At 67.8% G+C, this 25,179-nt stretch carries 24 protein-coding genes; 8 read left to right on the top strand and 16 right to left on the bottom strand.

Annotated elements, in window-relative coordinates; translation table 11 throughout:
• Together MRBLWH13_RS18260 and MRBLWH13_RS18255 are read right to left on the bottom strand one after the other, a co-directional pair.
• On the bottom strand, window positions 1–306 hold a 306-nt coding region (locus tag MRBLWH13_RS18260; protein WP_341956315.1), incomplete at its 3' end, for a LamB/YcsF family protein.
• A 4-nt stretch (window positions 307–310) separates the two neighbouring features.
• Complete coding sequence (locus MRBLWH13_RS18255) at window positions 311–1,588, bottom strand: NRAMP family divalent metal transporter (RefSeq protein WP_341956314.1); 1,278 nt, start codon at window positions 1,586–1,588, stop codon at window positions 311–313.
• A gap of 173 nt (window positions 1,589–1,761) precedes the next feature.
• Here MRBLWH13_RS18255 and MRBLWH13_RS18250 point away from each other — a divergent pair, with 173 nt between their 5' ends.
• Window positions 1,762–2,418, top strand: a complete 657-nt coding sequence (locus tag MRBLWH13_RS18250) for a GntR family transcriptional regulator (RefSeq protein ID WP_341956313.1) — start codon at window positions 1,762–1,764, stop codon at window positions 2,416–2,418.
• Window positions 2,419–2,479: 61 nt separating this feature from the next.
• Here the strand turns inward: MRBLWH13_RS18250 and MRBLWH13_RS18245 are convergent, their stop codons facing one another.
• A complete protein-coding gene (locus MRBLWH13_RS18245; RefSeq protein ID WP_341956312.1) occupies window positions 2,480–3,145 on the bottom strand; it encodes a TetR/AcrR family transcriptional regulator in 666 nt (221 codons plus the stop codon).
• A 118-nt stretch (window positions 3,146–3,263) separates the two neighbouring features.
• On the opposite strand from MRBLWH13_RS18245, the gene MRBLWH13_RS18240 reads away from it, so the two are divergent.
• On the top strand, window positions 3,264–4,067 hold the full coding sequence (locus tag MRBLWH13_RS18240) for a DUF1266 domain-containing protein (protein ID WP_341956311.1): 804 nt from the start codon (window positions 3,264–3,266) through the stop codon (window positions 4,065–4,067).
• A gap of 94 nt (window positions 4,068–4,161) precedes the next feature.
• Here MRBLWH13_RS18240 and MRBLWH13_RS18235 read toward each other — a convergent pair whose 3' ends face one another.
• The 5 genes from MRBLWH13_RS18235 to MRBLWH13_RS18215 all read right to left on the bottom strand — a co-directional run bounded on the left by MRBLWH13_RS18235 (window position 4,162) and on the right by MRBLWH13_RS18215 (window position 10,057).
• Window positions 4,162–5,157 (bottom strand): LacI family DNA-binding transcriptional regulator, encoded by a 996-nt coding sequence (locus tag MRBLWH13_RS18235; RefSeq protein WP_341956310.1) that lies wholly within the window; start codon window positions 5,155–5,157, stop codon window positions 4,162–4,164.
• 56 nt (window positions 5,158–5,213) lie between these two features.
• The gene (locus MRBLWH13_RS18230) at window positions 5,214–6,644 is read right to left on the bottom strand and encodes a GH1 family beta-glucosidase (protein ID WP_341956309.1); all 1,431 of its coding nucleotides are present in this window, start codon (window positions 6,642–6,644) and stop codon (window positions 5,214–5,216) included.
• Between the two features lie 5 nt (window positions 6,645–6,649).
• Window positions 6,650–7,540 carry a carbohydrate ABC transporter permease gene (locus MRBLWH13_RS18225; protein WP_056310182.1) on the bottom strand — a complete coding sequence of 297 codons (891 nt, stop codon included), beginning with the start codon at window positions 7,538–7,540 and terminating at the stop codon, window positions 6,650–6,652.
• Entirely contained in the window at window positions 7,537–8,643 is a 1,107-nt protein-coding gene (locus MRBLWH13_RS18220; RefSeq protein ID WP_341956308.1) for a sugar ABC transporter permease, read from the bottom strand. The genes MRBLWH13_RS18225 and MRBLWH13_RS18220 overlap by 4 nt, the downstream gene beginning before the upstream one ends.
• A 109-nt stretch (window positions 8,644–8,752) precedes the next feature.
• A complete protein-coding gene (locus MRBLWH13_RS18215; protein WP_341956307.1) occupies window positions 8,753–10,057 on the bottom strand; it encodes an ABC transporter substrate-binding protein in 1,305 nt (434 codons plus the stop codon).
• Window positions 10,058–10,325: 268 nt separating this feature from the next.
• On the opposite strand from MRBLWH13_RS18215, the gene MRBLWH13_RS18210 reads away from it, so the two are divergent.
• The 3 genes from MRBLWH13_RS18210 (at window position 10,326) to purQ (ending at window position 11,889) form a co-directional block, all read left to right on the top strand.
• Window positions 10,326–10,856: an adenine phosphoribosyltransferase gene (locus MRBLWH13_RS18210; RefSeq protein ID WP_341956306.1), complete on the top strand. Its 531-nt coding sequence runs from the start codon at window positions 10,326–10,328 to the stop codon at window positions 10,854–10,856.
• 80 nt (window positions 10,857–10,936) lie between these two features.
• A complete protein-coding gene (gene purS / locus MRBLWH13_RS18205; RefSeq protein WP_120494994.1) occupies window positions 10,937–11,185 on the top strand; it encodes a phosphoribosylformylglycinamidine synthase subunit PurS in 249 nt (82 codons plus the stop codon).
• Window positions 11,182–11,889, top strand: coding sequence for a phosphoribosylformylglycinamidine synthase subunit PurQ (gene purQ, locus MRBLWH13_RS18200; protein WP_341956305.1), 708 nt, complete (start codon window positions 11,182–11,184; stop codon window positions 11,887–11,889). The genes purS and purQ overlap by 4 nt, the downstream gene beginning before the upstream one ends.
• Before the next feature lie 57 nt (window positions 11,890–11,946).
• On the opposite strand, the gene MRBLWH13_RS18195 is transcribed toward purQ, so the two are convergent.
• The 6 genes from MRBLWH13_RS18195 to MRBLWH13_RS18170 form a co-directional block, all read right to left on the bottom strand.
• On the bottom strand, window positions 11,947–13,056 hold the full coding sequence (locus MRBLWH13_RS18195) for an ROK family transcriptional regulator (protein WP_341956304.1): 1,110 nt from the start codon (window positions 13,054–13,056) through the stop codon (window positions 11,947–11,949).
• Window positions 13,053–14,168: an ROK family transcriptional regulator gene (locus MRBLWH13_RS18190; protein WP_341956303.1), complete on the bottom strand. Its 1,116-nt coding sequence runs from the start codon at window positions 14,166–14,168 to the stop codon at window positions 13,053–13,055. The genes MRBLWH13_RS18195 and MRBLWH13_RS18190 overlap by 4 nt, the downstream gene beginning before the upstream one ends.
• Before the next feature lie 34 nt (window positions 14,169–14,202).
• Entirely contained in the window at window positions 14,203–15,702 is a 1,500-nt protein-coding gene (locus MRBLWH13_RS18185; protein WP_341956302.1) for a hypothetical protein, read from the bottom strand.
• A gap of 3 nt (window positions 15,703–15,705) precedes the next feature.
• On the bottom strand, window positions 15,706–16,614 hold the full coding sequence (locus MRBLWH13_RS18180; RefSeq protein ID WP_210096808.1) for a carbohydrate ABC transporter permease: 909 nt from the start codon (window positions 16,612–16,614) through the stop codon (window positions 15,706–15,708).
• Entirely contained in the window at window positions 16,614–17,459 is an 846-nt protein-coding gene (locus MRBLWH13_RS18175; RefSeq protein ID WP_341956301.1) for a sugar ABC transporter permease, read from the bottom strand. The genes MRBLWH13_RS18180 and MRBLWH13_RS18175 overlap by 1 nt, the downstream gene beginning before the upstream one ends.
• A gap of 243 nt (window positions 17,460–17,702) precedes the next feature.
• Window positions 17,703–19,025 carry an extracellular solute-binding protein gene (locus tag MRBLWH13_RS18170; protein ID WP_341956300.1) on the bottom strand — a complete coding sequence of 441 codons (1,323 nt, stop codon included), beginning with the start codon at window positions 19,023–19,025 and terminating at the stop codon, window positions 17,703–17,705.
• 260 nt (window positions 19,026–19,285) lie between these two features.
• Between MRBLWH13_RS18170 and MRBLWH13_RS18165 the strand changes: the two genes are divergently transcribed.
• Window positions 19,286–20,926 (top strand): beta-N-acetylhexosaminidase, encoded by a 1,641-nt coding sequence (locus MRBLWH13_RS18165; protein WP_341956299.1) that lies wholly within the window; start codon window positions 19,286–19,288, stop codon window positions 20,924–20,926.
• Window positions 20,927–21,059: 133 nt separating this feature from the next.
• Here the strand turns inward: MRBLWH13_RS18165 and MRBLWH13_RS18160 are convergent, their stop codons facing one another.
• Window positions 21,060–22,325 carry a hypothetical protein gene (locus MRBLWH13_RS18160; protein WP_341956298.1) on the bottom strand — a complete coding sequence of 422 codons (1,266 nt, stop codon included), beginning with the start codon at window positions 22,323–22,325 and terminating at the stop codon, window positions 21,060–21,062.
• Window positions 22,326–22,486: 161 nt separating this feature from the next.
• On the opposite strand from MRBLWH13_RS18160, the gene MRBLWH13_RS18155 reads away from it, so the two are divergent.
• Complete coding sequence (locus MRBLWH13_RS18155) at window positions 22,487–22,933, top strand: VOC family protein (protein WP_341956297.1); 447 nt, start codon at window positions 22,487–22,489, stop codon at window positions 22,931–22,933.
• Here MRBLWH13_RS18155 and MRBLWH13_RS18150 read toward each other — a convergent pair.
• The gene (locus tag MRBLWH13_RS18150; RefSeq protein WP_341956296.1) at window positions 22,930–23,358 is read right to left on the bottom strand and encodes a DUF1761 domain-containing protein; all 429 of its coding nucleotides are present in this window, start codon (window positions 23,356–23,358) and stop codon (window positions 22,930–22,932) included. The two genes, MRBLWH13_RS18155 and MRBLWH13_RS18150, sit on opposite strands and share 4 nt — an antisense overlap.
• Before the next feature lie 138 nt (window positions 23,359–23,496).
• On the opposite strand from MRBLWH13_RS18150, the gene MRBLWH13_RS18145 reads away from it, so the two are divergent.
• Window positions 23,497–25,164, top strand: a complete 1,668-nt coding sequence (locus tag MRBLWH13_RS18145) for an alpha-amylase family glycosyl hydrolase (protein ID WP_341956295.1) — start codon at window positions 23,497–23,499, stop codon at window positions 25,162–25,164.
• Window positions 25,165–25,179 lie beyond the last annotated feature (15 nt).

The following is a 25,179-nucleotide window of genomic DNA, read 5'->3' as shown; positions in this document are numbered from 1 at the left end:
GACGGCTGCGGCGAGACCGATCAAGGCTCCGAGCTGGTACTCGACATGCGCCTGCAGTGTCGTCGAATCGATCTCCACCCTCGTGCGGCCGAAGTTCTCGTAGTCCCGATAGCCGGGGTGCGCGCCGATCACGACGCCTCGTGCCACCGCGCTCGAGAGCGTCGCCCGGATGCCTTCGGGGCTGCCCGCGTGGAAGCCGCACGCCACGTTCGCACTCGTCACGAGGCGCAGCATGCTCTCGTCGTCGCTGACGATCCGGTCGGCGACGTTCTCTCCGAGGTCGGAGTTCAGGTCGATCGATGTCATGGGGTCAGGCTCCGATTCCGAGGAAGGCGAAGATGGGGCCCACCGAGACGATGCCCATGTACCAGGTGAGCAGCGTCACGAGCGTCCCTGCGACGAGCAGCCACATCGGGTACTTCTTCGAGCCGAGCAGGTCACGGCGGAACCAGCCGATGTACATGAAGACCGTGAGGCCGATGGGAAGGATCAACCCGTTGAATCCGCCGACGAAGACGAGGATCGCGGCAGGAGCGGTGCCGATCGAGAGGTAGACGATCAGCGAGACGACGATGAAGGCGACGGTCGCCAGCTGCAGCGGCCAGCCGCCCTTGAGCTTCTTCGTGAAGGTCGAGAGGAAGGTCGCCGACGTGTACGCCGCCCCGATGACCGAGCTGATCGCGGCGGCCCAGAAGATGGCTCCGAAGATCCGCAGTCCCGCGTCGCCGAGCACGGCGCCGAAGGCCTGACCCGCGGGGTTCGCCGCCTGGCTCGACAGATCGAGCGAGACGCCCGAGGCGACCACACCGAGGATCGCGAGGAACAGCACGTAGCGCATCACGCCGGTGACGAGGATGCCGTTCGCCGCGGCGCGCATCACGGGGCCCGCCTGCTCGGGACCCGTGTGACCCGAGTCGAGGTAGCGGTGGGCGCCCGAGTAGGTGATGTATCCGCCGACTGTTCCGCCGACGATCGTGGTGATGGTGGCGAAGTTGAGTTCGTCCGGCACGAACGTCTGCCGCAGCGCCTCGCCGATCGGCGGCTGGGCGATGACCGCGACGACAACGGTCATCACGATCATGCCGATGCCGAGCACGACCAACACGATGTCCATCACCGGGCCGGCCTTCTTGATCAGGAAGATGATGATGGCGAGGGCCGCAGTGAGCATGCCGCCGAGCTTCGGGTCGATGCCGAGCAGCGCGTTCAGCCCGAGTCCGCCGCCGGCGATGTTGCCGATGTTGAAGGCCAGGCCGCCGATCACGACGAGCACGGCGATGACGTGGCCCGAGAAGGGGATGGCACGGTTGGCGAGCTCTCCGGCGCGCAGGCCGGAGGAGGTGATCATGCGCCAGATGTTCAACTGCACTGCGATGTCGACGAGGATCGAGACCAGGATCGCGAAGGCGAACGCCGCGCCCATCGTCGCGGTGAAGGTGGCCGTCTGGGTGATGAATCCTGGGCCGATCGCGCTGGTGGCCATCAGGAAGATCGCGCCGATCACGGCGCTGCGGCCTGCTCGCTTCTTGGCGGCGGAGAGCCGGACTTCGTCTTCTGCAGACAGCGAGGCGGTGTTGTTCTCTGACATTGCGGGGGATTTCCCATCGTCGTTGGTGGGTGTCGAGTGCACCCAGTGTAGAACGGATCGAGCAATATTGTTCAACAACTTTGTTTCCGCTGTGCTACGGCGGAGTTCCATTCGCGTAATGGTCGAGGCTGGCGGTCGAACGATCCGTAGCGACCCCCGCCTACGATGAAGGCATGAACCAGCAGGGCATGCTCGCCGATGCGCTCCGACAGCAGATCATCGACGGAGCCTTCGCGCCCGGTTCACGACTGTCGGAGTCGGCCATCGCCGAGCACTTCGGCGTCGCACGCAACACCCTGCGCGAGGCGTTCCGCGTCCTCGCCGAGCAGGGGCTGCTCGAGCACATCCCGCACCGAGGAGTCTCCGTCGCCTCGCCGTCGATCGCCGATGTCATCGACATCTATCGAGCACGCCGCATCATCGAATGCACCGCGCTGCTGCACTCCGAGCCCGAGCACCCGGCGGTCCAGCAGATGCAGGAGGCGGTGCTCGCCGCAGAGGCGGCCGCCCAGGATGCCGTCCTCGACGACTCCGAGACCTGGCGCGCGGTCGGCAGCGCCAACATGGCGTTCCACGTCGCCCTGGTGGCTCTGGCCGACAGCCCGCGGTTGGCGCGCACCTATCGAGACCTGGCCGCAGAGTTGCGACTCGCCTTCCTGAAGATCGACGACCCCCGATCGCTGCACGAGCCGTTCGTCCGCAAGAACCGCGCCGTGCTCGACACGTTCCTGACGCGAGGAGCGCAGGCGGGAGCCGACGAGCTCGAGCGCTACCTCGTGCAGTCGGAGCGCGTCGTACTCGGCGCGTTCGCCCGTATGAAGCTGGGATGAGCGGTTCGGCAGGGCGGCGAACCGGATGGACCACAGGATCTGAGACAGATCCCGTTCCGGGTCAGTTCTCGGATCGGAGCGCTCCGGAAGCGCGGGTCCTCGCGTCCGGATCGCGCGGCGCGAGCTGCAGAGGAAGCGGCGCCTCGGGCTCAGGCAGGCCGTAGAGCCTGTGCACCCAGCGTCGAGCGTCTTCGAGCGGGTAGGTGTCGCCATAGACGGCGTACTTCATGAAGATGCCTTCGAGCGTGCTGCGCAGCATGATCTCCTCGAGGGGCGGGTCGCTCGCGCCCCGTTCCCGGAAGATCTCTCGCACCGTGTTCTCGGAAGCGACCGCTTGATCCGCATGCCGCCCCTCGGCCTCGGCGTACAGACGGTGGGTGCTCGGCTGCTGCTGCATCGCGAACACCGCTCGCTGCACGGGCAGCGCATAACCGGTGGCCGTGAGAGCGCCGTCGATGATGCCGGCCAGACGCAGATCGGCGGGGCCCTCGACCTGGGGAATCCCGAACAGCACGTCGAACCAGCTGTCGAGCACAGCCGCGATCAGCTGGTCTTTGCCGCCGAAATGGTAGTTCGCCAAACCCTGCGCGACGCCCGCACGACGAGTGATCTCGGCGATGCTCGCACCCGAGACACCGCGCTCTGCGAACAATTCGATCGCCGCCTCCAGGATGACCTTGCGGGAGCGCTCCCGTGCCATGCGGTTCAGCTCGTCGTTGCGCGTCATGTCTAGTCCACCTCCCCAGGATTGGACGACTCGGAAAACGGATCCGAAACCTATATATTACTGATTGAACGACTATTCAACCTTTGCGTGTCGGCAGTGCAGCGACGGAAGGAGTACCATGCATCCCCTCTCGTGGATCCTGCCCGTCTCCAGATTTCCGGCGTCGAGCGAATATGCGACCTCCGATGCCGCGGCGAACGAGATCGCGCTCGGGTTCCTGCAGATCCGTGCGGTTCCCTCCGGTGCGTGGAACGATCCGACCGCCTCAGAGCTCGGTGACGACGAGAAGCAGGCTCTGATCGATCAATGGGGAATCCACTCGCGACAGGACTGGCTCGGGATGATCGAGCACCTGACCACGGTGCGCCGTCGCCGCCACGCGTGGATGCTGCACCTCGCCGTGCGCAACGACCTCGCGAACAGGCTGGGCCGCGCGCCGAGAATGTGGGAGTGGCTCGACGCGATCGCCTCAGACGGCGGTGATGCGCGTGACGCGCATCCGTTCGTCACGGGCATCGAGCACATCGAACGCGAGATCCGCCGCCGCGTCGGAGATGACATCGTGACTTCAGACGTGTACGTCCGGACGCTCGACGCCTATGCGCTGGGTCAAGCCGTCGCCATGACGACGTGGGGAGTGGCGCTCGGATACGCAGACCTCGGCGAGGCTCGCAGGATCATCCACCGGATAAACGTCGACGCCCGTCCGTGCTTCGTGTCCTGGGCGGATTTCGGACTCAGCTACCTCGCCGGCCGCATCATGCATTGGAGCGACGGCACCCTCGACGAGGACTCGTTCGCGAAGTACGGCGGAGGGTGGCACGACTTCAAGGAGGCTGCGTCGGCGAAACGTCATGGCCCCTGGGCGACCCTCCCCTGGCCCGCCCCCATAGAACTCCGGTCGCCGCACCCGATCGGCTGACCGCCCGGAATCACGGATGCGGACCAACCTGGAGGGGCGTCCGGTCCGCGTCCGTGTCATCCTCCCTCCGGCGATATCCGGCGACCGTCCGCCGCTACGACGAGGCGCGCACCACCAGCTCGGTCGGCAGGATCGTGGTGTGCTCGGGGTCGCGCCCCGCGAGGCGGGACAGCAGGACTCCGGCCATCGCCTCGCCCTGGGCGTACATCGGCTGTCGCATGGTCGTGAGCTGCGGATCGGTGCTCAGCGCGACGGACGAATCGTCGAACCCGACCAGCGCGACGTCTTCGGGAACACGGATGCCGGCGGCGCGCAGCGCCGTCAGCGCTCCCCGCGCCATGAGGTCGCTGGCCACGAAGATGGCGTCGGGGCGGCCGGCCGCGAGTATGCGGCGCGCGGCATCCGCTCCGCTCCCCTCGCTGTAGTCGCCGGCCTCCTCCGCGAACGGCGACAGCCCCGCATCGGCGAGCGCCCCGCGGAACCCCTGCACACGATCGACCGACGACACCATCGTCAGTGGGCCGGAGATCGTGGCGATGCGGGTGCGTCCCGTCTCGATCAGATGCTGGGTCGCTGTGCGGGCGCCCGCGACGTTGTCGACGTCGACGACGTAGTCGCCCTCGCGGATCCGCACCGGCCTGCCGCCCCAGACCACCGGCACAGCGTCGGCGACCCTGTCGATGAAGGCGTCGCTCGTGTGATGAGACACGATCAGCGCACCGTCGACGCCGCCGTTGCGAACGAAGCTCGTCATCTTGTCGCCCGGGTCGTCACTCGCGATGAGCAGGTTGAGCAGGTAGTCGGAGCCTCGGAGCGCTCCGGTGATGCCCGCGACGATCGCCGCGAAGAACGGGTCGCCGAAGAAGCGGGTGGTGTCCTCGGGCACGATCAACGCGATCGCGTGCGTCTGCTTCGACGCCAGCGACCGGGCCGCACGGTTGGGCACGTAGCTGAGCTCCTCGATGGCCCGCTGCACGGCGAGGAGGGCCTCGGGGCTCACGGCCGTCGACCCGTTCACGACGCGCGACACGGTCGATCGCGAGACTCCGGCGGCCGACGCCACCTCTTCGATGGTCGCTCGTAGTGACACGACTCTCCCTCCGTCCGACGGTGAGGCCGGATGCTCCCTGGTGCCGCCGCCCGGCGTCAGAGAGCGCGAGCGGCGATGATGCGAGCGTACTCCCGACCGGAGTCCTTCAGACTCCGCTCCTGGGTGTCGTAGTCGACGCGCACGATTCCGAAGCGTTTGTCATAGCCCCAGGCCCACTCGAAGTTGTCGAACATCGACCAGTAGAAGTAGCCGCGGACGTCGACTCCGGCCTCGGCCGCATCGAGCACCGCCCCGAGGTGCAGGCGCAGGAACTCGGTGCGGTCGTCGTCATGCACGCGCGTCTCGCCGTCTTCGACGACCGCGACGTCGTCATAGGCGGCGCCGTTCTCGGTCATGTAGAGCACGACCCCCGCGGGCTCGGCGTACTCGGTCCACACCCTCTGCAGCAGGCGGGTCAGGCCCTCGGGCTGCACCTCCCAGTTCTGCGCGGTGCGCGGCAGACCTCGCTCGACCGAGTGGATGCCCTCGCTCGACGGGTAGGGGCTGCGTCCGACACGGTCGGTTGCAGGTCCCCCGCTGACCGGAGCGACCTCGGGCGCCGTGCCCGAGAGGAAGTCGCCGTGGTAGTAGTTGACGCCCTGCGTGTCGATTCGCTGCGAGATCAGAGCAAGGTCGCCGTCGTGAACGGCATCCGTGAAGCGCGCCACCGCGTCGGCATCCACCGCCCTGATGTCCCTGATGATGTCGTCCGGGTACACGCCGCGGTAGATCGGGTCGAGGAACCAGCGGTTGAACTGGCCGTCGACGCGGCGAGCAGCATCGACATCGGCGGGGTTCGCGGGATCGGCAGGGTCGGCGACGGTGTGGTTCAGCGTGATGCCGAGGTTCAGGTTCGCGTCGCGCCCACGCAGCTCGCGCACCGTCCCACCGTGCGCGAGCAGGAGGTGGTGGGCTGCGATCAGGCCCTCGGCGACGCTCGTGTGGCCCGGTGCGTGCTCGCCCCCGGTGTACGAGAGGAACGACGAGCACCACGGCTCGTTCAGGGTGGTCCACACGTTCACCCGGTCGCCCAGGGCGTCGTGCATCGTCCCCGCGTACTCGAGGAACCGACTCACGGTGTCACGGTTGGTCCATCCGCCGGTCTCCTGCAGCGCCTGCGGCATGTCCCAGTGGTACAGCGTCAGCCACGGCAGGATGTCGGCAGCCAGCAGCTCGTCGACCAGGCGCTCGTAGAAGTCGACGCCCTTCGCGTTCACGGCCCCGCCATCAGGCCGCACCCGCGACCAGGAGGTCGAGAATCGGTAGGTCTGCAGTCCGAGCTCCTTCATCAGAGCGACGTCCTGCGGATAGCGGTGATAGTGGTCGCACGCCACGTCTCCGTTGTCGCCGCCGATGACTGCACCGGGAACCTTGCTGAAGGCATCCCAGATCGATGCGGTGCGCCCGTCTTCGAAAGCCGCCCCCTCGATCTGGTACGCCGCGGTCGCGGCGCCGAACAGGAAGTTCTCGGGAAAGGCTCGGGTCATAGGGGTCATCCTTTCACCGCGCCGGCCATGATGCCACTGACGAGCTGGCGTCCTGCGACGACGAACAGGACGAGCAGCGGGAGGGTCGCGAGCACCGCTCCGGCGAGCACGATCGAGTAGTCGATGTAGTAGCCCGACTGCAGCTGGCTGAGCGCCGTCTGCAGCGTCGGGTTCTGCGGAGAGAGCACGATCAGCGGCCAGAGGTAGTCGGTCCAGGCCGTCATGAAGGTGAAGAGTCCGAGGATCGCCATGGCGGGTCGGGCGGCCGGGATGCCGACGGTGAGGAACGTGCGGAACTGGTTCGCGCCGTCCATGCGTGCGGCCTCGATCAGCTCGTCGGGGATCACGTCGACCAGGTACTGCCGCATGAAGAAGACGCCGAACGCCGTGACGAGGGTCGGCACGATGACCGCGCCGATCGAGCCGGTCCAGCCGAGCTCCCGCATCAGCATGAACAACGGGATGATGCCGAGCTGCGTCGGGATCGCCATGGTCGCGATCACGAAGATCATCAGTCCGTCGCGGCCCTTGAAGCGCAGCTTGGCGAACGCGTAGCCCGCGAGCGTAGAGAACGTCACCACCGACAGCGTGATGATCGCCGAGATGAGGAACGAGTTGCCGAGAGCGAGCCAGAAGGGGATCGCGTCGAACACCTTGGCGGCGTTGGCGAAGAAGTTGCCGCCGGGGATCAGCGGCAGAGTCTCGCCGCGGGTGGCGTTGGTGCCGCTGGCGACGACCACGGACCACCACAGCGGGTAGACGCTGCCGATGATGAACGCGGCGAGCAGCCCGTAGGTGAGGAATCCGGGGCGGCTGCCGATTCCGGCGTTGCCGCCGACGGCGCCTCGGCGCCTGCGGATCTTCTCGGGGACGCTGAGTGCCTGGGTGGCGGTCATCGCGCGTTCTCCTCGGTCGTGGTGGCGATCGTCGTGGTGGCGGCGACCGCGGTGGTGGCGGCCGCGGCGTCGCTGCGTGCGCGGCGACGGGCGGCGCGGCTCTTCGGGGAGTCCCCGGTCGAGATCCGCCGCGAGATGAGGAAGTTGATCACTCCGATGCCCACGATGAGCAGGAACAGCAGGATCGCGACGGCGGATGCCTCCCCGAGGTCGCGCCGGAAGAAGGCGAGCTCCCAGAGGAAGAGGACCGTCGTCTGGAACTGTCGATCGCTGCCTCCGATGCCGCCGGCCGTCGAGACGTCGAACAGTCGCGGCTCGGCGAAGATCTGCAGGCCGCCGATCGTCGCGGTGATGATCACGAAGATCAGCGTCGGACGGATGGTGGGGATGGTGATCGAGAAGAAGCGGCGGGCGGCTCCCGCGCCGTCGAGGGCTGCGGACTCGTAGAGGTCGCGCGGCACCGCCTGCATCGCGGCGAGCAGGATGAGGGCGTTGTAGCCCGTCCAACGGAAGTTCACCATGATGGCGATCGCGAGGTGAGACAGGGCCGTGTCGTGCTTCCACTCCTGATCGGCGATGCCGATCAGGTTCAGCAGGTTGTTGGCCAGGCCGTCGGCCTCGTTGAAGATGCTCGAGAAGATGATGGCGACGGCCACGGGCGTCACGACGAACGGGATGAGGATGCTCATGCGCCAGAACGTCGGGGCCCGGAGGCCGCGATCCAGCAGGTAGGCGATCACCAGGGCGACAGCCAGCTGCGGGATCGCCGACAGCAGGAAGATGCTGAGCGTGTTGAAGATCGAGTTCCAGAACATCGCATCGCCGAGGATCTCGACGAAGTTTCCGGTGCCGACGAACTCTCCCTGCCCCTTGAGCAGGTCCCACTCGTGCACCGCGACCCACACCGTGTACAGAAGCGGGAACAGGCCGACCAGTCCGAACAGCAGGAAGAACGGCGAGATGTAGAAGTACGGCGAGGCGTTCTGGTCGAACCGCGAGAGGCGATGCCGCCAGGGACGCCGGCCGGCGGCATCCGTCTTCGGGCTCTTCGCGTTCTTCGTCGACGCGGTCGACGTCTCCGAGCGCTCATCGGTGAGTGTCATGACTCTTCCTTGGTCCTGGTCCGTGCGTCCGTGGTGTTTCGGTCGCAGTCCGTGCCGCGCCAGGGAAGGCGGTGCGGCACGAACTGCGACCGGAAGGGATGCGGCTGGGTCAGTCGACCAGCTCGTTCAGGAGCTTGATCGCCGCATCCCACGCACCCTGGGTGTCGGTGTCGCCGCGGTCGAGGCCGCTGAGGGCCGGGCCGAAGACGTTCTCCTGGATGACGGAGTCATCGGCGCCCTTGAACTGCGCCACGACGCCCTTGGCACGCTCCGCGAGAATCGCGCCGGTCGGCGCGTCGTTGAAGAACGGGTTCGGCGTCGCGTCAGAGGCGAGCGTCTCCTGTGCCGTCACCGTGGAGGGGAAGTTGCCCGCAGCCTCGGACTGCTTGACCTGCTGCTCGGGCTGCGTCAGCCAGTCAGCGAGATCGGCTGCGGCTTCCTTGTGCTCGGAGCTCTCGGGGATCGAGAGGAACGCGCCGCCCCAGTTGGCCGCGCCGCCGGGGAACACGTCGGCGAAGTCCCAGCCGGTGGAGGCGTCGCCGCCGCCGGCCTCGACCTGTCCCTGCACGACTCCGAGCATCCAGCCCGGGCAGACGAACGTGGCGAAGGTGCCGTCGACGAACGACTTGCCGCCGTTCCAGTCCCACGCGGTCTGCGCGGCGGACTGGCCGCCCTCGGTGGCCGCTCCGAGCAGCTCGAAGCGCTCCTTGAGCTCGGCGTTGTCCTCGACGTTCAGCTCGCCGTCGGTCGTGTAGTAGCCCTCGTCGAGCTGGTTGACCATGGCGTTCCAGACGAATCCGGAGTGGTCGTACCAGGCCTTGCCGGTCTTCGCCGTGTACTCGGCGCCGACGGCGAAGTAGTTCTCCCAATCGCCGTTCAGCAGCTCGGCGACCGACTCGCGGTCGCTGGGCAGCCCTGCGGCTTCGAAGGCAGCGCCGTTGTAGCAGATGCCGCTCGGGCCGATGTCGGTGCCGTAGCCGATCACGCGACCCTCGGCATCCGTCGCCTGCCCGTACTTCCAGTCGACCCAGTCGGCCTTGCGGTCTTCGATGCCGTAGTCGCGCAGGTCGACGAAGGTGTCGGAGACGTCCATGATGGCGCCGAGCCAGCCCTCCTCGATCGCGACGATGTCGCTCAGACCCGAGCCCGCGGCGATCTTCGTGAAGGCGTCGGTGCGGGCGTTGCCGCCGGTGTCGATGTTCGTCGCCTCGATCGTGACGTTCGGGTTCGCCTTCTCGTACTCGTCGTAGAGGTCGTCGTATCCGAAGGTGCCGAATGTGGTGACGGTCAGCGTGATCTTCTCGTCGTCTCCCTCGGCGTCGCCGCCACCGCTCGCACAGCCGGCGAGGGCCAGGGCGGAGACGGATGCGACGGCTGCGGTGGTCAGGATCCGCTTGCGGGCACGTGTGTTCACAGTTCACTCCTTTGTGGTGGGTCGTGCAGTGGTGGTGCGGGTGGTGCGTCGGGACAGCACGTGGCGATTCCTGCGATTCCTGTGGTGGTTCACCATGGGAGCGCTCCCACGCACTGTCCAGCGACTCTATGGGAGCGCTCCCACGGTGTCAAGCCCGACTGTTGCGTGCGCAATTCAGCATGAGAACGCCGGACGCGACCACTTCGACCCCGTTTCGGCGAATCCGGCCTGATTCTGCTGAATTGTGAACGCGGCGTACCCTTGTCCGGTGCCTGACACCGAACTCTCTCCCGCTCTCGTCCGTGCCGAATCGCTGATCCGCAGCATCCCGGACTACCCGGAAGAGGGGATCATCTTCCGCGACATCACTCCGCTCCTCGCCGACGCCGAGGCCCTCCACGCCACCACCGAGGCGATCATCGCGCCGTTCGCCGGCCAGTTCGACGTGGTCGCCGGCATCGAGGCCCGAGGGTTCATCCTCGCCGGGGCTGCAGCGATCGCGGCAGGCGTCGGTCTCATCCCGATCCGCAAGGCGGGCAAGCTGCCCCGCCCCGCGGCATCCGTCGACTACGCCCTCGAGTACGGCACCGCCACGATCGAGATGCACGACGACCTGCCCGAGGGATCCCGCGTGCTGCTCATCGACGACGTGCTGGCCACGGGCGGGACCCTGGCCGCCGGTCGCGAGCTGGTCGAGCGCCTGGGCAGCCACGTGGTCGGCATCTCGGTGCTGTTCGAGATCGACGGCCTGGGCGGCCGCGACGCCATCGGCGACCTGCACACCGTCTTCCACGCCTGAGCCGCGACGCCCGGGAATCGAGCGTTCCGCGAGCCGGTAGACTGAGCACGCCCGTCCGCCCGCGACTTCCGGAGCCGTTCATGCCCACCATCGTCGTCGACGTCATGCCCAAGCCCGAACTGCTCGACCCGCAGGGGAAGGCCGTGTCCGGCGCATTCGCGCGTCTGGGCGTCGAGGGCTTCTCCGACGTCCGCATCGGCAAGCGCTTCGAGCTCACCGTCGAGGGTGAGGTCACCGACGAGATCCTCGCCGAGGCCCGCCGCATCGCCGACGAGGTGCTCTCCAACTCCGTGATCGAAGACGTCGTCGGCATCGAGGTCGCCGAGTGACCACGCGCATCGGCGTCGTCACCTTCCCCGGTTCGCTCGACGATCGCGACGCGCAGCGCGCCGTCCGCATCGCCGGCGCCGAACCCGTCGCCCTCTGGCACGGTTCGCACGACCTCGAAGGCGTCGACGCCCTCGTCCTTCCCGGCGGATTTAGCTACGGCGACTACCTGCGCGCCGGCGCGATCGCCGCACTTTCGCCGATCATGGCCGAGGTCAAGGACGCAGCGGCCAAGGGCATGCCCATCCTCGGCATCTGCAACGGCTTCCAGATGCTCGTCGAGGCGCATCTGCTGCCCGGCGGCCTGATCCGCAACGACCACCAGCACTTCGTGCGTCGCGATCAGAAGCTCATCGTCGAGAACTCCGACACGGCCTGGACCAACCGGTTCCGCACGGGCCAGGAGATCACGATCCCGCTCAAGAACGCCGACGGCGGATACATCGCCGACGAAGAGACCCTCGACCGTCTCGAGGGCGAGGGCCTGGTCGCGTTCCGCTATGCGGGCGTCAACCCCAACGGCTCGCTGCGCGACATCGCGGGACTCACCAACGAGGCGGGCAACGTCGTGGGGCTCATGCCGCACCCCGAGCACGCCACCGAGGCGGGCTTCGGTCCCGACACGTCGGCCGCCATGCGGTCGGGCATCGATGGACTCGACTTCTTCACGAGCGCCATCGCCGCTGTCGCCCGCGTCGCCGCGTAAGCACTGCACAGCGAGAGCACACGCGGTCTGCGGAGAGCATCCGCAGGCCGGCCGCGATCAGCGGATGCCGAGCTCCTCGGCGACCACCAGCGCGGTACCCCCGAGCAGGACGATGTCGTCGCCGCGCACCGCCACACGGATCTCGAAGTCGTCGGTCACGATCGCCAGCGCCTCGTGCTCGATCGCCGCGCGCGTCTCGTCGAGGAACACCCCGCCGACGATGTCGAGGGGTCCGGACAGCACGACCTGCTCGAGCCCGAGTGCGGCGACGATCGGGGTGAGCACCCGCCCGAGAGCTCGCCCTGCGCGAGTCAGGATCTCGTCGGCTGACGCGTCGGGCTCGGCGAGCAGGCGCCGCAGATACGGCACTGCGGCCACGACCTCGAGGCAGCCGCGTCGGCCGCATCGGCACACCTCGCCGCCCTCGTCGACGAGCACGTGGCCGACCTCGCCGGCCGTGAAGCGGTCGCCGGTGACGAGCGCACCGCCGACGATGATGCCGCTGCCGATACCTTGACCTATCCGCACGAGCGCCAGGTTGTCGACGCCCGGCTGGCCGTAGGTGCGCGCGGCGAGAGCAGCGGCATTGGCGTCGTTCGCAATGTGGACGGGCACCGAGACCGCGGCCGACAGCGCCGCACCGAGATCGAGCCCGTGCCAGTCGAAGGCGACGGCCTCGAGGACGACACCTTCGCCGTTGACGACACCGGGAGAGCCGATGCCCACACCGAGGACCCGCACGGTCGACCGCTTGACCAGCGCCGAGGCCAGCGCGCAGACCTTGTCGACCAGCGCGGCGCCCCGAGCGCCGTCGGTGGGCACGCTCGTCGAATGCACCACCTCGCCGTCGAGGTTCATGATCGCCCCGCTGAGCTCCGCGTAGGCCGAGAGGTCGAGTGTGACCACGTGATAGGAATCGGGGTTCAACGCGATGAGGGTGCTCGGCTTGCCGACCCTCCCCTCGGGGCTCGGCCCGCTCTCGCGCACGACCCCCTCGGCCGCGAGATGATCGACGATGCGCGACACGCTCACCCTGGTGAGTCCGGTCGCTCTGGCGAGGTCCGCTCGACTCATCGCATCGCTCCGGAAGAGCGTACGCAGGATCAGCGAGCGGTTGACCTGTCGGGTGTGCTCAGGCAGAGCCTTCTCGGTGCCGCGGTTCGTCACGAGATGCCCAGTTCCGCCGAGAGCACCGCGACCAGAGGCCCCTGCAGCGCGAGCAGTCCGCCGTCCGAGCCGATCTCGACGCCGATCGTGCTGGTCGTCGACGGAAGCGTGCGATCGGTCAGACACCGCTGGGTCCGCTGCGCGAACGCCTCGTCGAGGATGTCCTCCGGGCCGACGAGCACGATGCGGGTCGCACCCAGCATCGAGATGATCGGAGCCACGGCAGCGGCGAGCGCGTCCGCCGCGTCGTCCATGACCTCGTCGCGGTTCTCACCGGCGTCGAGGCGCGCGCGCAACGCCGGTACTGCGACGATCGCGTCGAGGCATCCGGGGCGCCCACACAGACACGTGGTGTCGCGCTTCGGATCCACCACCACGTGGCCGATCTCGCCCGCCATGAAGTCGACGCCGTCGATCAGCGTCTCGCCGATGATCAGCCCCGCCCCCGCTCCACGCTGGATGGTCAGGATCAGGATGCTGCGGCCGTCGTCGTTCTCGCGGAAGGTGTGCACGGCGAGAGCCATGCCGTTGGCGTCGTTCACGATATGCACCGGCAGGCCGAAGCGCTCACTCAGAGCCCCACGCAGGTCAGCGCCGAACCAGCCGAGATGGGGCGCGAAGCGCACGATGCCGTCACGGTCGACCACGCCGGGGCTGCCGACGCCGATCCCGAGGACGGGAGCGGATGCCTCGGCGAGCAGCTCCTCGATCATCGCGATGACGCGCGCGATCGCGTCGTCGCCGCGTTCGGTGAGCGCATCGACCCGGCGCTCGTGCGACACCTCTCCGCGCAGGTTCATGACGGCGCCCCGGAACGACTGCGCGTCGGAGAGGTCGAGGCTGATGATCGAGCGGGAGTCGTCATCGAGCGCGACCAGCGTGGCCGGCTTTCCCACGCGGCCCTCCGCCGCATGCCCCGCCTCGACGAGGATGCCCTGATCGATCAGCTCGCCGACGATGGTCGAGACGGTGACCTTGTTGAGCCCCGATCCGCGCGCGATGTCCGCCCGACTGCGCGGCCCCTCGTGGAACAGCGTCTGCAGCAGCATCGCGCGATTGCGCACGCGATTGTGCTCGGGGAGCGCCTTGGTCGTGATGCGGAGATCGGCCACAGCCCATTGTCTCCCGCCCGCCCCGGGATCGGCATCACCGCGCGGCATGACGACGTCGCAGCAGGCTCGCCCCGACGAGGAGCGCGAGCCCGGCGACGCCGATCGCGACGACCGGGGCCTCGGAGCCGCTCTCGGCCAGGACATCGCCGGATGCGTCGGCGATCGGTGCGACTCCTTCGCCCTCGCCCTCAGGACTCGGGACCGTCGGTGTCTCGGGATCCACCGCGAGGCGGAACGGGTTGTACCCGGTGACCGCGAGGAGGTACCACGCGGTCGCTCCGGTGTGGAGGCTCGAGTAGTAGAGGTCGCCGAACCCGGTGTCGAGTCCGTCGCTCGACGACGCGACGATCCCTCGGCCGTCGCCGTTCGCGGCCTGCCGCTGAGCGAGCTCCGCCGAGGCGAGGATCGACTGCGTGTAGTCCGCGTCACCGGCGGAGTCGCGGGTGCGCAGGGCGAGAGCCAGCTGCCCCGACCCCTCGAACCAGACCTTCGACACATCGGCGCTGCTGAACGCGGGCCCTGCGTACGGACCGTCGGTCGCGTGCAGGTTCTCGACCGTCCACGCCAGCGCGGACGCGTATCGGTCGTCGAGCGTCGCGAGGTAGCTCCAGGTCTGAGGGTCCTCGGGGATCGGGTAATAGTTCGTCGAGACGCCATCCGGATGGGTCCCCGTCCACAGGTGGCCGTCCTCGGTCTGCATCGCGGCGACGAAGCCCGCCGCGACCGCCGCCCGATCCGCCCACACCGCATCACGGGTGAGTGCAGACATCTGCGTGAAGAAGGCGGCGACATCGATGTTGTGCTCGGTCGACTTGAACGTGAACGGGTTGCCGTCGGCATCCTGTCCGCCGGTGTAGCCGAAGGGCGCGTGCTCGGTGTCGGCCGTGTTCTGCTGGATCCAGTCGGCCAGCCGCAGGGCTCCGTCGAGGTACTTCCGTTCGCCGGTGACGTCGAAGAGACGGGCGAGCGCCATCCCCACCCACGCCTGATTGCCGGTGTTCGACGCCGAGGATCCGATCTCGACAGCGCCGGCACGGAGGCTCGCAGGCTGATACGACGCCCGGGTGCGCCCGTCGGAGAAGTCCGGGTCGTTCTGCTGCACGAACAGCAGCGCGTCACCGATCGACTGCGCCCGACGGATGTCGTCGGGAAGCCCCCTCGCCGCATAGGCCATGACGATCAGCGCGTCGTCGTACAGGAACGACGACGTGAAGTCCCAGTCAGGGGTCGTGAAGAAGCCGCCCTGGTAGCTCCGCGGCAGACACATGCCGTCTGCGCTGCAGTACTCGTCGACCCGGTCGTCGAGGAACGCGTAGGCCAGCGCCGCCGAGTGCTCGTAGTCGACCGTTCCGTCGGGCGCGACGTACCAGTCCACGGTCCCCGCAGCCCCGGCCGCCGCGGGTCCCGCCGGGGACGCTGCGGCGAGTGCCGGCTGCGCACCGGCGCCGATCGCCGCCAGGATCATCAGGGTCGCTGCGGTGGTGATGACGACCGCCTTCGTCTTCGGCCGATCGAGGCCGTTCGCCTGGGACATCGGTCAGCCCTTCACTGCGCCGGCGGACATGCCGGTCACCAGGTTGCGTTGGATGATCATGAAGAAGACGACGACAGGGAGAGCGAACAGCGTCGCTGCGGCCATCTGCCCGCCGTAGTCCGTGCCCATCTCGCCGCCGACCGAGACGGTGAAGGAGTTCAGCCACACGGGCAGCGTGTAATTCGCCTGATCCTTCATGAACGTGAACGCGACGATGTAGTCGTTCCAGGCGGCGATGAACGCGAACACGCTGCTCGAGATGATGCCGGGCATCACGAGCGGGAACAGCACCCGGGTGAGCACCTGCCAGGTCGTTGCGCCGTCGATGCGGGCGGCCTCGTCGAGCTCGATCGGGATGGCGAGGAAGAACCCGCGCATCACCCAGATCGAGAACGGGAGCACGCTCGCGACGTACGAGAGGATCAGGCCCCAGTAGGTCCCCAGGAGTCCCATCGAGTTGAAGATCAGGAACTGCGGGATGAGCAGCGCTGTGCCCGGCAGCATCTGGACGATGAGGATGAGCACCAGGATGGGCCGACGTCCGCGGAACCGGAACCGCGACAGCGCGGCCGCCGCGAACAGGCCGAGCACGATCGCGAACACCACCGCACCGGTGACGACGATCACGGAGTTCTGCAGATAGATGTGGAACTGGCCCTTGCCGATCGCCGTGAAGAAGTTGTCGAGCGTGGGCGACTCGGGGAGGAAGTGCGGCGTGCTGCTGAGCATCTCCGACCGTGGCTTGAACGCGGTGTTGATCATCCAGTACACCGGGAACGCCCACACGATGCAGAAGAGGATCGCGATGCTGCTGCTGACCCAGGGGGTGCGGCGTCGGCGTCGCCTGCGTCCGGTGGCGGTCGTCGTGGTCGTGGTCGCCGCGGGAGCCGGGGCGGTGGTCGTCGTGGTCATCAGAGGTCCTCTCCCGACCGCACGAGGTGTCGGATGTACACGGCGCTGAGCGCCGCGAGGATGACGGTCGAGGCCACGGCGATCGCCGACCCCGCCCCGATCTGCAGGTTGCCGGAGAACGCCGTCGTGTAGGTGAAGACGCCGAGTGTCGAGGTCGCCCCGTCGGGCCCGCCCTCGGAGATGAGCCAGATCTGGTTGAAGACGTTGAAGTCCCAGATGATCGACAGCATCGTCACGAGCAGGATCGTCGGTGCGATCGAGGGCAGCACGACGACGCGATAGATGCGCCATTCGGATGCTCCGTCGAGCCGGGCGGCCTCCTTCAGCTCGACCGCGACCTGCGTCTCTGCGGCGTACAGGGTCAGCGCGATGAAGGGAACGGCTTGCCAGACGACGAGCAGCCAGATGCACACCCACGCGAGCACCGGATCGGACGACCAGTCCTTGCTGGTCATGTCGCCGAAGATGCCGAGCTGCGTGAGCATCCAGTTGATCACGCCGTACTGCGGCTGGAAGAGCCACGACCAGACGATCGACGAGGCGACGTTCGGCATCGCCCAGGCCAGGATCAGCACGACGGTGGTGAGATAACGGATGCCGGAGGGCAGGCGCGTCATGAGATGCGACATCCCCGCGCCGATCGCCACACTGCCCACGACCAGAGCCGCCGTGAAGACGATCGTGCGCGTGAGGGACAGCCAGAACTCCCGGTCGGCCAGCACCGCGGCGTACTGATCCAGACCGACGAAGTCGAAGGCTCCCGTGAACAGCGTGCGCTGGTTGTAGTTCGTGAAGGACGTGAAGACGAGGAAGCCGATCGGCAGCAGGGTGACGAACAGGATCATCAGGCCTGCCGGCGTCAAGAGCCAGAACGGGGCCGTGCTTCGGCGGCTGCTGGCCGTGCGCCGAGCGCGGGGGGACGGGGGACGAGGTGTTCGCGTCTTCACTGACGGCGGTGACACGACGGGTGTGGTGACCACGGGTTCGCCTTTCGGTGGTCGGGGCACCGCCGGTTCACGGGGCCGAGGAACTGCGGGGTGGGAGGATGCCGCACGTCCGCGATGCGCGGGCGCGCGGCATCCGAGGTGCTACTTGGTGTTGAGCGTCTTGTCGGCCGCGTCGTCGAAGGCGGTCGCCGCCTCGTCGACGGACTTCGAGCCCGAGGCGATCGAGGAGAACAGGTTGTTGATGTCCTTGTTGCTCTCGATCGTGGTCCAGTTGGCGTTGGCCGGCGTGGCCTTCGACCGGAGTGCGGCGGTGAAGAAGCTCACCTTGACGTCATCCAACGTCTCCTGCGCGAACTCGATCCCCTCCGTGCTGTTGGGGATCCATCCGTCGACGCCGAACACGAAGTCCTTCTGAACCTCGGGGCTGGCGGCGATCTTGACCCAGTTCAGGGCGAGATCCGAGTTCTGCGACTTCACCGGGATCGCCCAGTCGGAGCCGCCGAGCATGACCGGCTGAGCCTCGCCCGAGAGGCCGGGGAACGGGAAGGACCCGAGGTCCGGCTCGAGATCCGGGTTGATCTTCAAGATCGCACCGGTGTTCGTGTTGAGGATCGCCGAGGTCTTGCCGTCAGCGAAGATCTGACCCTGGTTCGGCTCGAAGGTGTCGAGAGTCGCGGATGCCGCGGTGGAGTATGTGTTCTGGAACTCCTTGAACGCCTCGAGGCCTTCGAGTGCCTCGTCCGAGCCGAAGCCCGAGGTCCACTCGCCGCCCTTCTCGGATGCGATGTCCCCACCGGCGTCCCAGACGAACTGCATTCCCGCGTAGAAGTACTGACCAGGCAGGTAGAACGGCGAGAAGTCGGGCGTCTGCGCGTTGGCTGCCGCGACCTTGTCGAGGGCCGCCGTCAGCTCGTCATACGTGGTCGGGACCTCGGTGACGCCCGCTTCCGCCCACATCTTCTTGTTGTAGATCACGGCGCGAGCGCCGGCGAATCCGGGTACCCCGTAGAGGCTGCCATCGATCGTCGCGGGGTCGACGAGTCCGTCGAGCCAGGTCTGGCCCTGAGCCAGGTCGTCCTGGTACGCCGTGAGGTCGAGCAGTCCGCCGTTCGCGGCGTAGCTCGCGATCTGCGTGTTGCCCATGTCGATCACATCGGGCGGGGTGTCGGTGGCGAGGGCCGTCGTGACCTTCGTGGTGATGCCGTCCCAGGTCTGCTTCTGGAGGTTCACCTCCGCGCCGGTCTCCTCGGTGAAGCGCTTGTTGATCTCGTCGAGCGTGTCGGGCGTGTAGTCGCCGTCCATGACCCAGACCGTGAGCGTCTCGCCGGATCCGTCGACCTCGGGGACCTTTCCATCGCTGGGAGCGCCGGCGCTGCCGGCACCGGCCGAACCGGAACACGCGCTGAGTGCGAGAGCGGAGACGATGCCGATGGCACCGAACGTCGCCAACTTCTTGATTGCCACTGAATTCTCCTTGGTAGGTGGGATACCGCGAACGGATACGTCGATGTGTCGTTCGTGAAAGTTAGTACACCTCTGTTGCATATCCGTTGTCAATCATTATGTTGGCATTTATAGATCTGTTAGGTTTCAGCGTTATGACGGCATTGTTTCGCCTCAGGTGACAATTTTGGTCGTCGAATTAGGTCACTTTATTTACTAACTATTAGGGCATGTAACCAACTAATTCGTGCCCGACCGAAACAACCAGGGAGTTCGCCCGAATGTCGACCCTTCTACCTCGACCCACGACCCAGCTCACGTCCCCCGGCGAGTTCGAACTCACCGCGGATGCCGCGATCTCGAGCCACCCCGACCTCGCCCAGCCGGCCCTGAGACTGCAGGAGCGGCTGCGGGCGGCGACCGGGTTCGTGCTGCCGCTGAGCGTGTCCGACACCGCATCGCGCGACACCGCGAGCATCCGTCTGGATGTCGATCGGTCGCTCACCGACGAGGCCTTCGATCTCGAGACCACACCGGCGTCGGTCCGGCTCGCCGCGTCGACGGAGCGCGGGGCGCACTGGGCCGCGCAGGCGCTGCTGCAGCTGTTCCCGGCCGCCGTGTATCGGCGGTCCCCGGGCACGACCGTGCGCTGGACCACCCCCGTCACCCGCGTTCAGGACGCCCCGAAGTTCCCCTGGCGCGGAGCCATGCTCGACGTCGTCCGCCACTTCGCACCGACACGTGACGTGCTGCGGTTCATCGACCTGCTGGCGATGCACCGCCTCAACACCCTGCATCTGCACCTCACCGACGACCAGGGCTGGCGGGTCGAGATCACCAGCTACCCCCGCCTCACCGAGGTGGGCGGCTGGCGCCCCGAGACCCAGCTCGGAGCGGAGCACGGATCCGACACCGACGGGCGACCGCACGGCGGCTTCTACACGCAGGACGACATCCGCGAGATCGTGGCGTACGCGACCGCACGCGGGGTCACCGTGGTGCCCGAGATCGAGCTCCCGGGCCATGCGCAGGCGGCCGTGGCCGCGTATCCCGAGCTGGGTGTCGGCGACGCCGACAGCGCACCGACCACCCCGTGGACCCGCTGGGGCATCAATCCGGTGATCTTCAACGTCGAGGAGTCGACCATCCGGTTCCTGTCGGACGTGCTCGACGAGATCGTCGACCTGTTCCCCTCGGAGTACATCTGCATCGGCGGAGACGAGTGCCCCAAGATCCAGTGGGTCGAGGACGAGCGGACCCAGGATCGGATGCGGGAGCTCGGCCTGCACGACGAGGAGGAGCTGCAGAGCTGGTTCGTCAGCCGTATCGGGCAGCACCTGGCGTCGCGCGGGCGCAAGCTGCTCGGCTGGGACGAGATCCTCGAAGGCGGGCTGGCCGACGGCGCGACCGTGCTCTCCTGGCGCGGCAATGTCGGCGCTGTCACCGCTGCCCGCTCGGGGCACGACGTGGTCGCCTGCCCGGAAGACACGGTGTACCTCGACTACCGCGAGTCCGACCTCGACTCGGAGCCCATCCCGACCGGCACCGTGACGACGGTCGAGAAGGCGTACTCCTTCGATCCCGTGCCCGCGGAGCTCGACGCCGCCGAGGCGCAACACGTGCTCGGCGGCCAGGCGAACCTCTGGACCGAGCACATCGACTCGATGCGGGGGCTCGACTACCGGGCGTTCCCGCGTCTGTCAGCCGTCGCCGAGGCTCTGTGGACCACGGGCGACCGCGACTACGCCGAGTTCGCTCCACGGTTGACCGAGCACCTGGCCCGCCTGGATGCGGCCGGTGTCGAGTACCGGCGTGCAGACGGCCCGCTGCCCTGGCAGGAGCGACCGGGAGTCAGCGGACGCACCAGATCGGCCGAGGAGGCGGCCGCGCATCTGGCCCGGATCACCGCGAACATCGGCTGATCGCTCTCCGCACCTGTTCGGGCGGCCCCCTCGCCCACGGGCGGAACTCCGACCTTCGAGAGGAGGGATCCTCGAGATCTCTCCTCCCGAAGGCGACTTCTCCTCCCGAGACACCGCAGGCGCGGCGCGTCGGTCAGTCGACCGGAAGGCTGAAGGGATTGTCGCCGGCGGCGGCGAGCAGGTACCAGGCCGTCGCGCCGGTGTGCAGGCTGGCGTAGTAGAGGTCGCCGAAGCCGGAGTCGAGGCCGTCGGTCGAGGTCGCGACGATGCCCTTGCCGTCGCCGTTGGCCGCATCGCGCTGCCCGAGGCGGATGCTGTCGAGCAGCGCCTCCGCGCGGTCCGCGTCCTCCGCACCATCCCGCAGCTTGAGGGCCAGCGCCAGGTGCCCGCTGCCCTCGAACCACACCTTCGACACGTCGGTGTCGCTGATCGACGGCCCCTGGTACTGACCGTCGGTGGCGATGAGGTTCGCGAGGGTCCAGTCGAGTGCCGTGTCGTAGCGGTCATCGCCGGTCGCGAGCGAGGTCCAGGTCTGCGAGTCCAGGGGCACCGGGTGCGTGTTCACGGCGGAGCCGTCCAGGAGCGTCCCCGTGTCGACGTGCCCGTCCGCGCTCTGCATCGCGGCGACGAAGTCGGTGGCGACCGCAGCACGGTCGGCCCAGACGGGGTCGCCGGTGAGCTGCGCGAGCTGGGTGAAGAATCCGGCGATGTCGCTGTTGTGCTCGGTCGACTTCCACACGAGCGAGGTGCCGTCTTCGAGCTGCCCGCCCGTGTAGCCGTAGGGGGCACGGCTCATGTCGGCGGTGTTCGTCTGGATCCACTGCGCGATCCGCACCGCGCCGTCGAGGTACTTCTGCTCGCCCGTCGCGTGGAAGAGCCGCGTGAGTGCCATGCCCACCCAGGCCTGATTGCCGGTGAAGGTGCCGGGTCCGGTGATCTCGACCCGTCCCTGCCGGATGCCGTGCGGTTCGTACGAGGTGCGCACGCGCCCGTCGCCGATCGGGTCCTCGTCCTGCACGAACAGCAGGGTGTCGCCGACCGCCTGCGCGCGGCGGATGTCGTCGGGAAGGCCCCGGGCCGTGTACGCGATGACGACGAGAGCGTCGTCGTAGACGAACGAGGGCGTGAAGTCCCACGTCGGCAGGTCGGTGAAGAACCCGCCCTGGTAGCTGCGAGGCAGGCAGTGGCCCGCGCCGTCGCAGAACTCGTCGACACGCGCGTCGAGGAACTCGTAGGCCAGCGAGACCGACAGCGTGGGATCGGGGGCGGCACCTGCCGCGGTCGGGGCGTCCGGCGTCGCATCTCCGGATGCGGCGGATGCAGCGCCCGCGACCAGCGCCGCTGCGACGAGCGCGGCAGCGATCACCCACGGAGCCGAACGGCGCGTTGAACCCGACATGCTGACCCCCTCGGTCTGAACAGCGGTCCGAGTGCGGGCCCCGCAGGCGACCAGGAGGTCACGAGCAAAATGCTGGCATACCAGGAAGTCTCTTCGGAAGTGGCGAAGGTCTAGTCTTTCGGCTCATCCGGCGTGTCGCGCTCGCGAGTAGCATCCGACGCATGCCCATCACACTGGAGAACGTCGGCATCGCCGTGCGCGACCTCGACGCGGCCACCGCCTTCTTCACCGATCTCGGCCTCACCGTGCTCGGCCGCGACGAGGTCAGCGGAGAGTGGGCCGACACCGCAGTCGGCCTCGACGGCAATCATGCGAAGATCGCCGTGCTGCAGACACCGGACGGCCACGGTCAGCTCGAGCTGTTCGAGTACATCCACCCCGACGCGATCGAGACCGAGCCCACGCTGCCGAACGAGATCGGGATGCACCGGGTGGCGTTCTCGGTGGACGACATCGACGAGTCCCTGGCCATCGCCGCCCGGCATGGATTCCGGCCCCTGCGGGGAGTCGCGAACTACCAGGACGTCTACAAGCTCACCTACCTGCGTGGCCCGAGTGGGATCCTCGTGATGCTCGCGCAGGACCTGACGAAGAACCCGGAGATCTAGCCGAGCGCCGGCGGCCACACCCCGATGAGCACCGCCATGACCACGATCGTGACGAGCTCGTGCGCGATGTTCATGACCGTCAGCCCTGTCGGGCGACCCTCGAACGCGTCGTGCGTGATGAAACGAGCCGCCGTGAACCCTGCCCACAGCAGCACGCCCGTCACCACCGCCGCCCAGAAGTACGACCCCTCGTAGAAGTGCCAGGCGATGGCGGCTGCACCGGCGAGCACCCACGACGTGATGAAGCTCACGATCACGGTCGTGATGATCGCCATGGTCGCGCTCGAACCCGGCCGATCCATGTCGACGTTCGCGAGCTTCGACCAGCGCGTGCCGAACACCTTCGGCGCGTACCAGACCGAGCCGACGATCATGCTCGACGCCGTGGCGATGAGGACCGCCCAGTAGTTGATCTCGGGAACCATGACAGCCTCCAGTCATCGGATGCCCGAAGCATACTCCCGGACTGCAAGCCACCGGGGAGCGGCGTGGAACATCGCACGACCGAATCGATTCGAACGCATCTCTGGCAATCATGTAAGCGTTTGCACTAATCTGTTGCCATGGCACAGCTTGAGCAGATCGCAGCCCCCGGTTCCGAGTGGTGGCGCAGCGCGGTCATCTACCAGATCTACCCCCGTTCGTTCGCCGACGCCTCGGGTGACGGCATCGGGGACCTGCCCGGCATCACCAGCCGCCTCGACTCCCTGAAGGAGCTCGGCGTCGACGCGATCTGGCTGAGCCCGTTCATGACGAGCCCGCAGCGCGACGCCGGCTACGACGTCGCCGACTACCGCGACGTCGACCCGCTGTTCGGCACGCTCGACGATTTCGACACCATGCTGAACGAGGCGCATGCCCGTGACATCCGCGTGGTCGTCGACCTGGTGCCGAACCACTCATCTGCTCAGCACGCCTGGTTCCAGGAGGCGCTCAAGGCCGCCCCCGGCAGCCCCGAGCGTGCGCGCTACATCTTCCGCGACGGCAAGGGCAAGAACGGCGAGCTGCCCCCGAACAACTGGGAGTCCGTCTTCGGCGGCGGCATGTGGGAACGCATCACCGAGGCCGACGGCACCCCCGGTCAGTGGTACCTGCACATCTTCGACCCGACGCAGCCCGACTTCGACTGGAACAACGAAGAGGTCCGTGAGGAGTTCCGCTCGATCCTGCGCTTCTGGCTCGACCGCGGTGTCGACGGCTTCCGCGTCGATGTGGCGCACGGCATGATCAAGGCCGAAGGTCTGCCCGACTACACACCGCCGGCCGACGCCGACTCGATGGGCGGCGGCGAGGCGAACGTGCCGTATTGGGGTCAGGACGGCGTGCACGACATCTACCGCGACTGGCACAAGGTGCTCGCCGAATACGACGGCGACCGCGCGCTGTGCGGCGAAGCCTGGATGCCGACGCTGAAGCAGACCGCTCTGTGGGTGCGCCCCGACGAGATGCACCAGACGTTCAACTTCCCGTACCTGATGACGGAATGGGACGCGAAGGCGCTCGGCGACGTCATCCGCGAGTCGCTCGACGCGTTCGGTGCCGTCGGCGCTCCCAGCACCTGGGTGCTGTCGAACCACGATGTGGTGCGCCACGCCTCACGCCTGGCGCTCACCGACGACAACCCGCAGGGCGAGGGCATCGGCCCGAACACTCCGCACAAGCCCGACACCGCCATCGGTCTCGCCCGCGCCCGCGCGGCGACGACGGTCATGCTCGCGCTGCCAGGCTCCGCATACCTGTACCAGGGCGAGGAGCTCGGCCTTCCCGAGGCGATGGAGATCCCCGACGCGTTCCGTCAGGACCCGACCTGGTTCCGCACGAACGGCGAGCGCTACGGACGAGACGGATGCCGCGTGCCGCTGCCCTGGGAGGCGGACGCTCCGGCGTTCGGCTTCAACGAGACCGGCGCGTCGTGGCTGCCGCAGCCGGCCGACTGGGCCGCGTACTCGCGTGACGTCGAAGAGGTCGACCCCGCCTCGACGCTCGCGCTCTACAAGCGTCTGCTCGCCGGACGCCGCGAGTACGGTTTCGGCGGAGGATCGCTCGTCTGGGAGGACGCCGGAGCGGATGCGGTGGCATTCCGCCGCGGCGACGTGCACGTTCTCGCGAACCTCGGAACCGAGCCGCTGCCGCTGCCGGCCGACGCGTTCGTGATCCTGCAGAGCCAGCCGTTCGACGGTGGCGCAGTGCCCATCGACACCGCGGTCTGGTACACCACGACCGCGGCGTAAGCCGAACACGGTGGG

The organism is Microbacterium sp. LWH13-1.2 (assembly GCF_038397735.1).
Classification (GTDB): domain Bacteria; phylum Actinomycetota; class Actinomycetes; order Actinomycetales; family Microbacteriaceae; genus Microbacterium.
This window is presented reverse-complemented; position numbering and strand designations above follow the sequence as displayed.

Bases quoted from the DNA above. Each gene is read 5' to 3' on its own strand.
- purS (WP_120494994.1), top strand. From the start codon at position 10,937: ATGCCCACCATCGTCGTCGACGTCATGCCCAAGCCCGAACTGCTCGAC.
- MRBLWH13_RS18175 (WP_341956301.1), bottom strand. From the start codon at position 17,459: ATGATCCTGTTCGTCACCCTGCTGCCGATCGGCTTCCTCGTCTTCACG.
- MRBLWH13_RS18250 (WP_341956313.1), top strand. From the start codon at position 1,762: ATGAACCAGCAGGGCATGCTCGCCGATGCGCTCCGACAGCAGATCATC.
- MRBLWH13_RS18145 (WP_341956295.1), top strand. From the start codon at position 23,497: ATGGCACAGCTTGAGCAGATCGCAGCCCCCGGTTCCGAGTGGTGGCGC.
- MRBLWH13_RS18180 (WP_210096808.1), bottom strand. From the start codon at position 16,614: ATGACCACGACGACCACCGCCCCGGCTCCCGCGGCGACCACGACCACG.
- MRBLWH13_RS18245 (WP_341956312.1), bottom strand. From the start codon at position 3,145: ATGACGCGCAACGACGAGCTGAACCGCATGGCACGGGAGCGCTCCCGC.
- MRBLWH13_RS18240 (WP_341956311.1), top strand. From the start codon at position 3,264: ATGCATCCCCTCTCGTGGATCCTGCCCGTCTCCAGATTTCCGGCGTCG.
- MRBLWH13_RS18225 (WP_056310182.1), bottom strand. From the start codon at position 7,540: ATGACCGCCACCCAGGCACTCAGCGTCCCCGAGAAGATCCGCAGGCGC.
- MRBLWH13_RS18230 (WP_341956309.1), bottom strand. From the start codon at position 6,644: ATGACCCGAGCCTTTCCCGAGAACTTCCTGTTCGGCGCCGCGACCGCG.
- MRBLWH13_RS18165 (WP_341956299.1), top strand. From the start codon at position 19,286: ATGTCGACCCTTCTACCTCGACCCACGACCCAGCTCACGTCCCCCGGC.
- MRBLWH13_RS18150 (WP_341956296.1), bottom strand. From the start codon at position 23,358: ATGGTTCCCGAGATCAACTACTGGGCGGTCCTCATCGCCACGGCGTCG.
- MRBLWH13_RS18155 (WP_341956297.1), top strand. From the start codon at position 22,487: ATGCCCATCACACTGGAGAACGTCGGCATCGCCGTGCGCGACCTCGAC.
- MRBLWH13_RS18220 (WP_341956308.1), bottom strand. From the start codon at position 8,643: ATGACACTCACCGATGAGCGCTCGGAGACGTCGACCGCGTCGACGAAG.
- MRBLWH13_RS18185 (WP_341956302.1), bottom strand. From the start codon at position 15,702: ATGTCCCAGGCGAACGGCCTCGATCGGCCGAAGACGAAGGCGGTCGTC.
- MRBLWH13_RS18160 (WP_341956298.1), bottom strand. From the start codon at position 22,325: ATGTCGGGTTCAACGCGCCGTTCGGCTCCGTGGGTGATCGCTGCCGCG.
- MRBLWH13_RS18255 (WP_341956314.1), bottom strand. From the start codon at position 1,588: ATGTCAGAGAACAACACCGCCTCGCTGTCTGCAGAAGACGAAGTCCGG.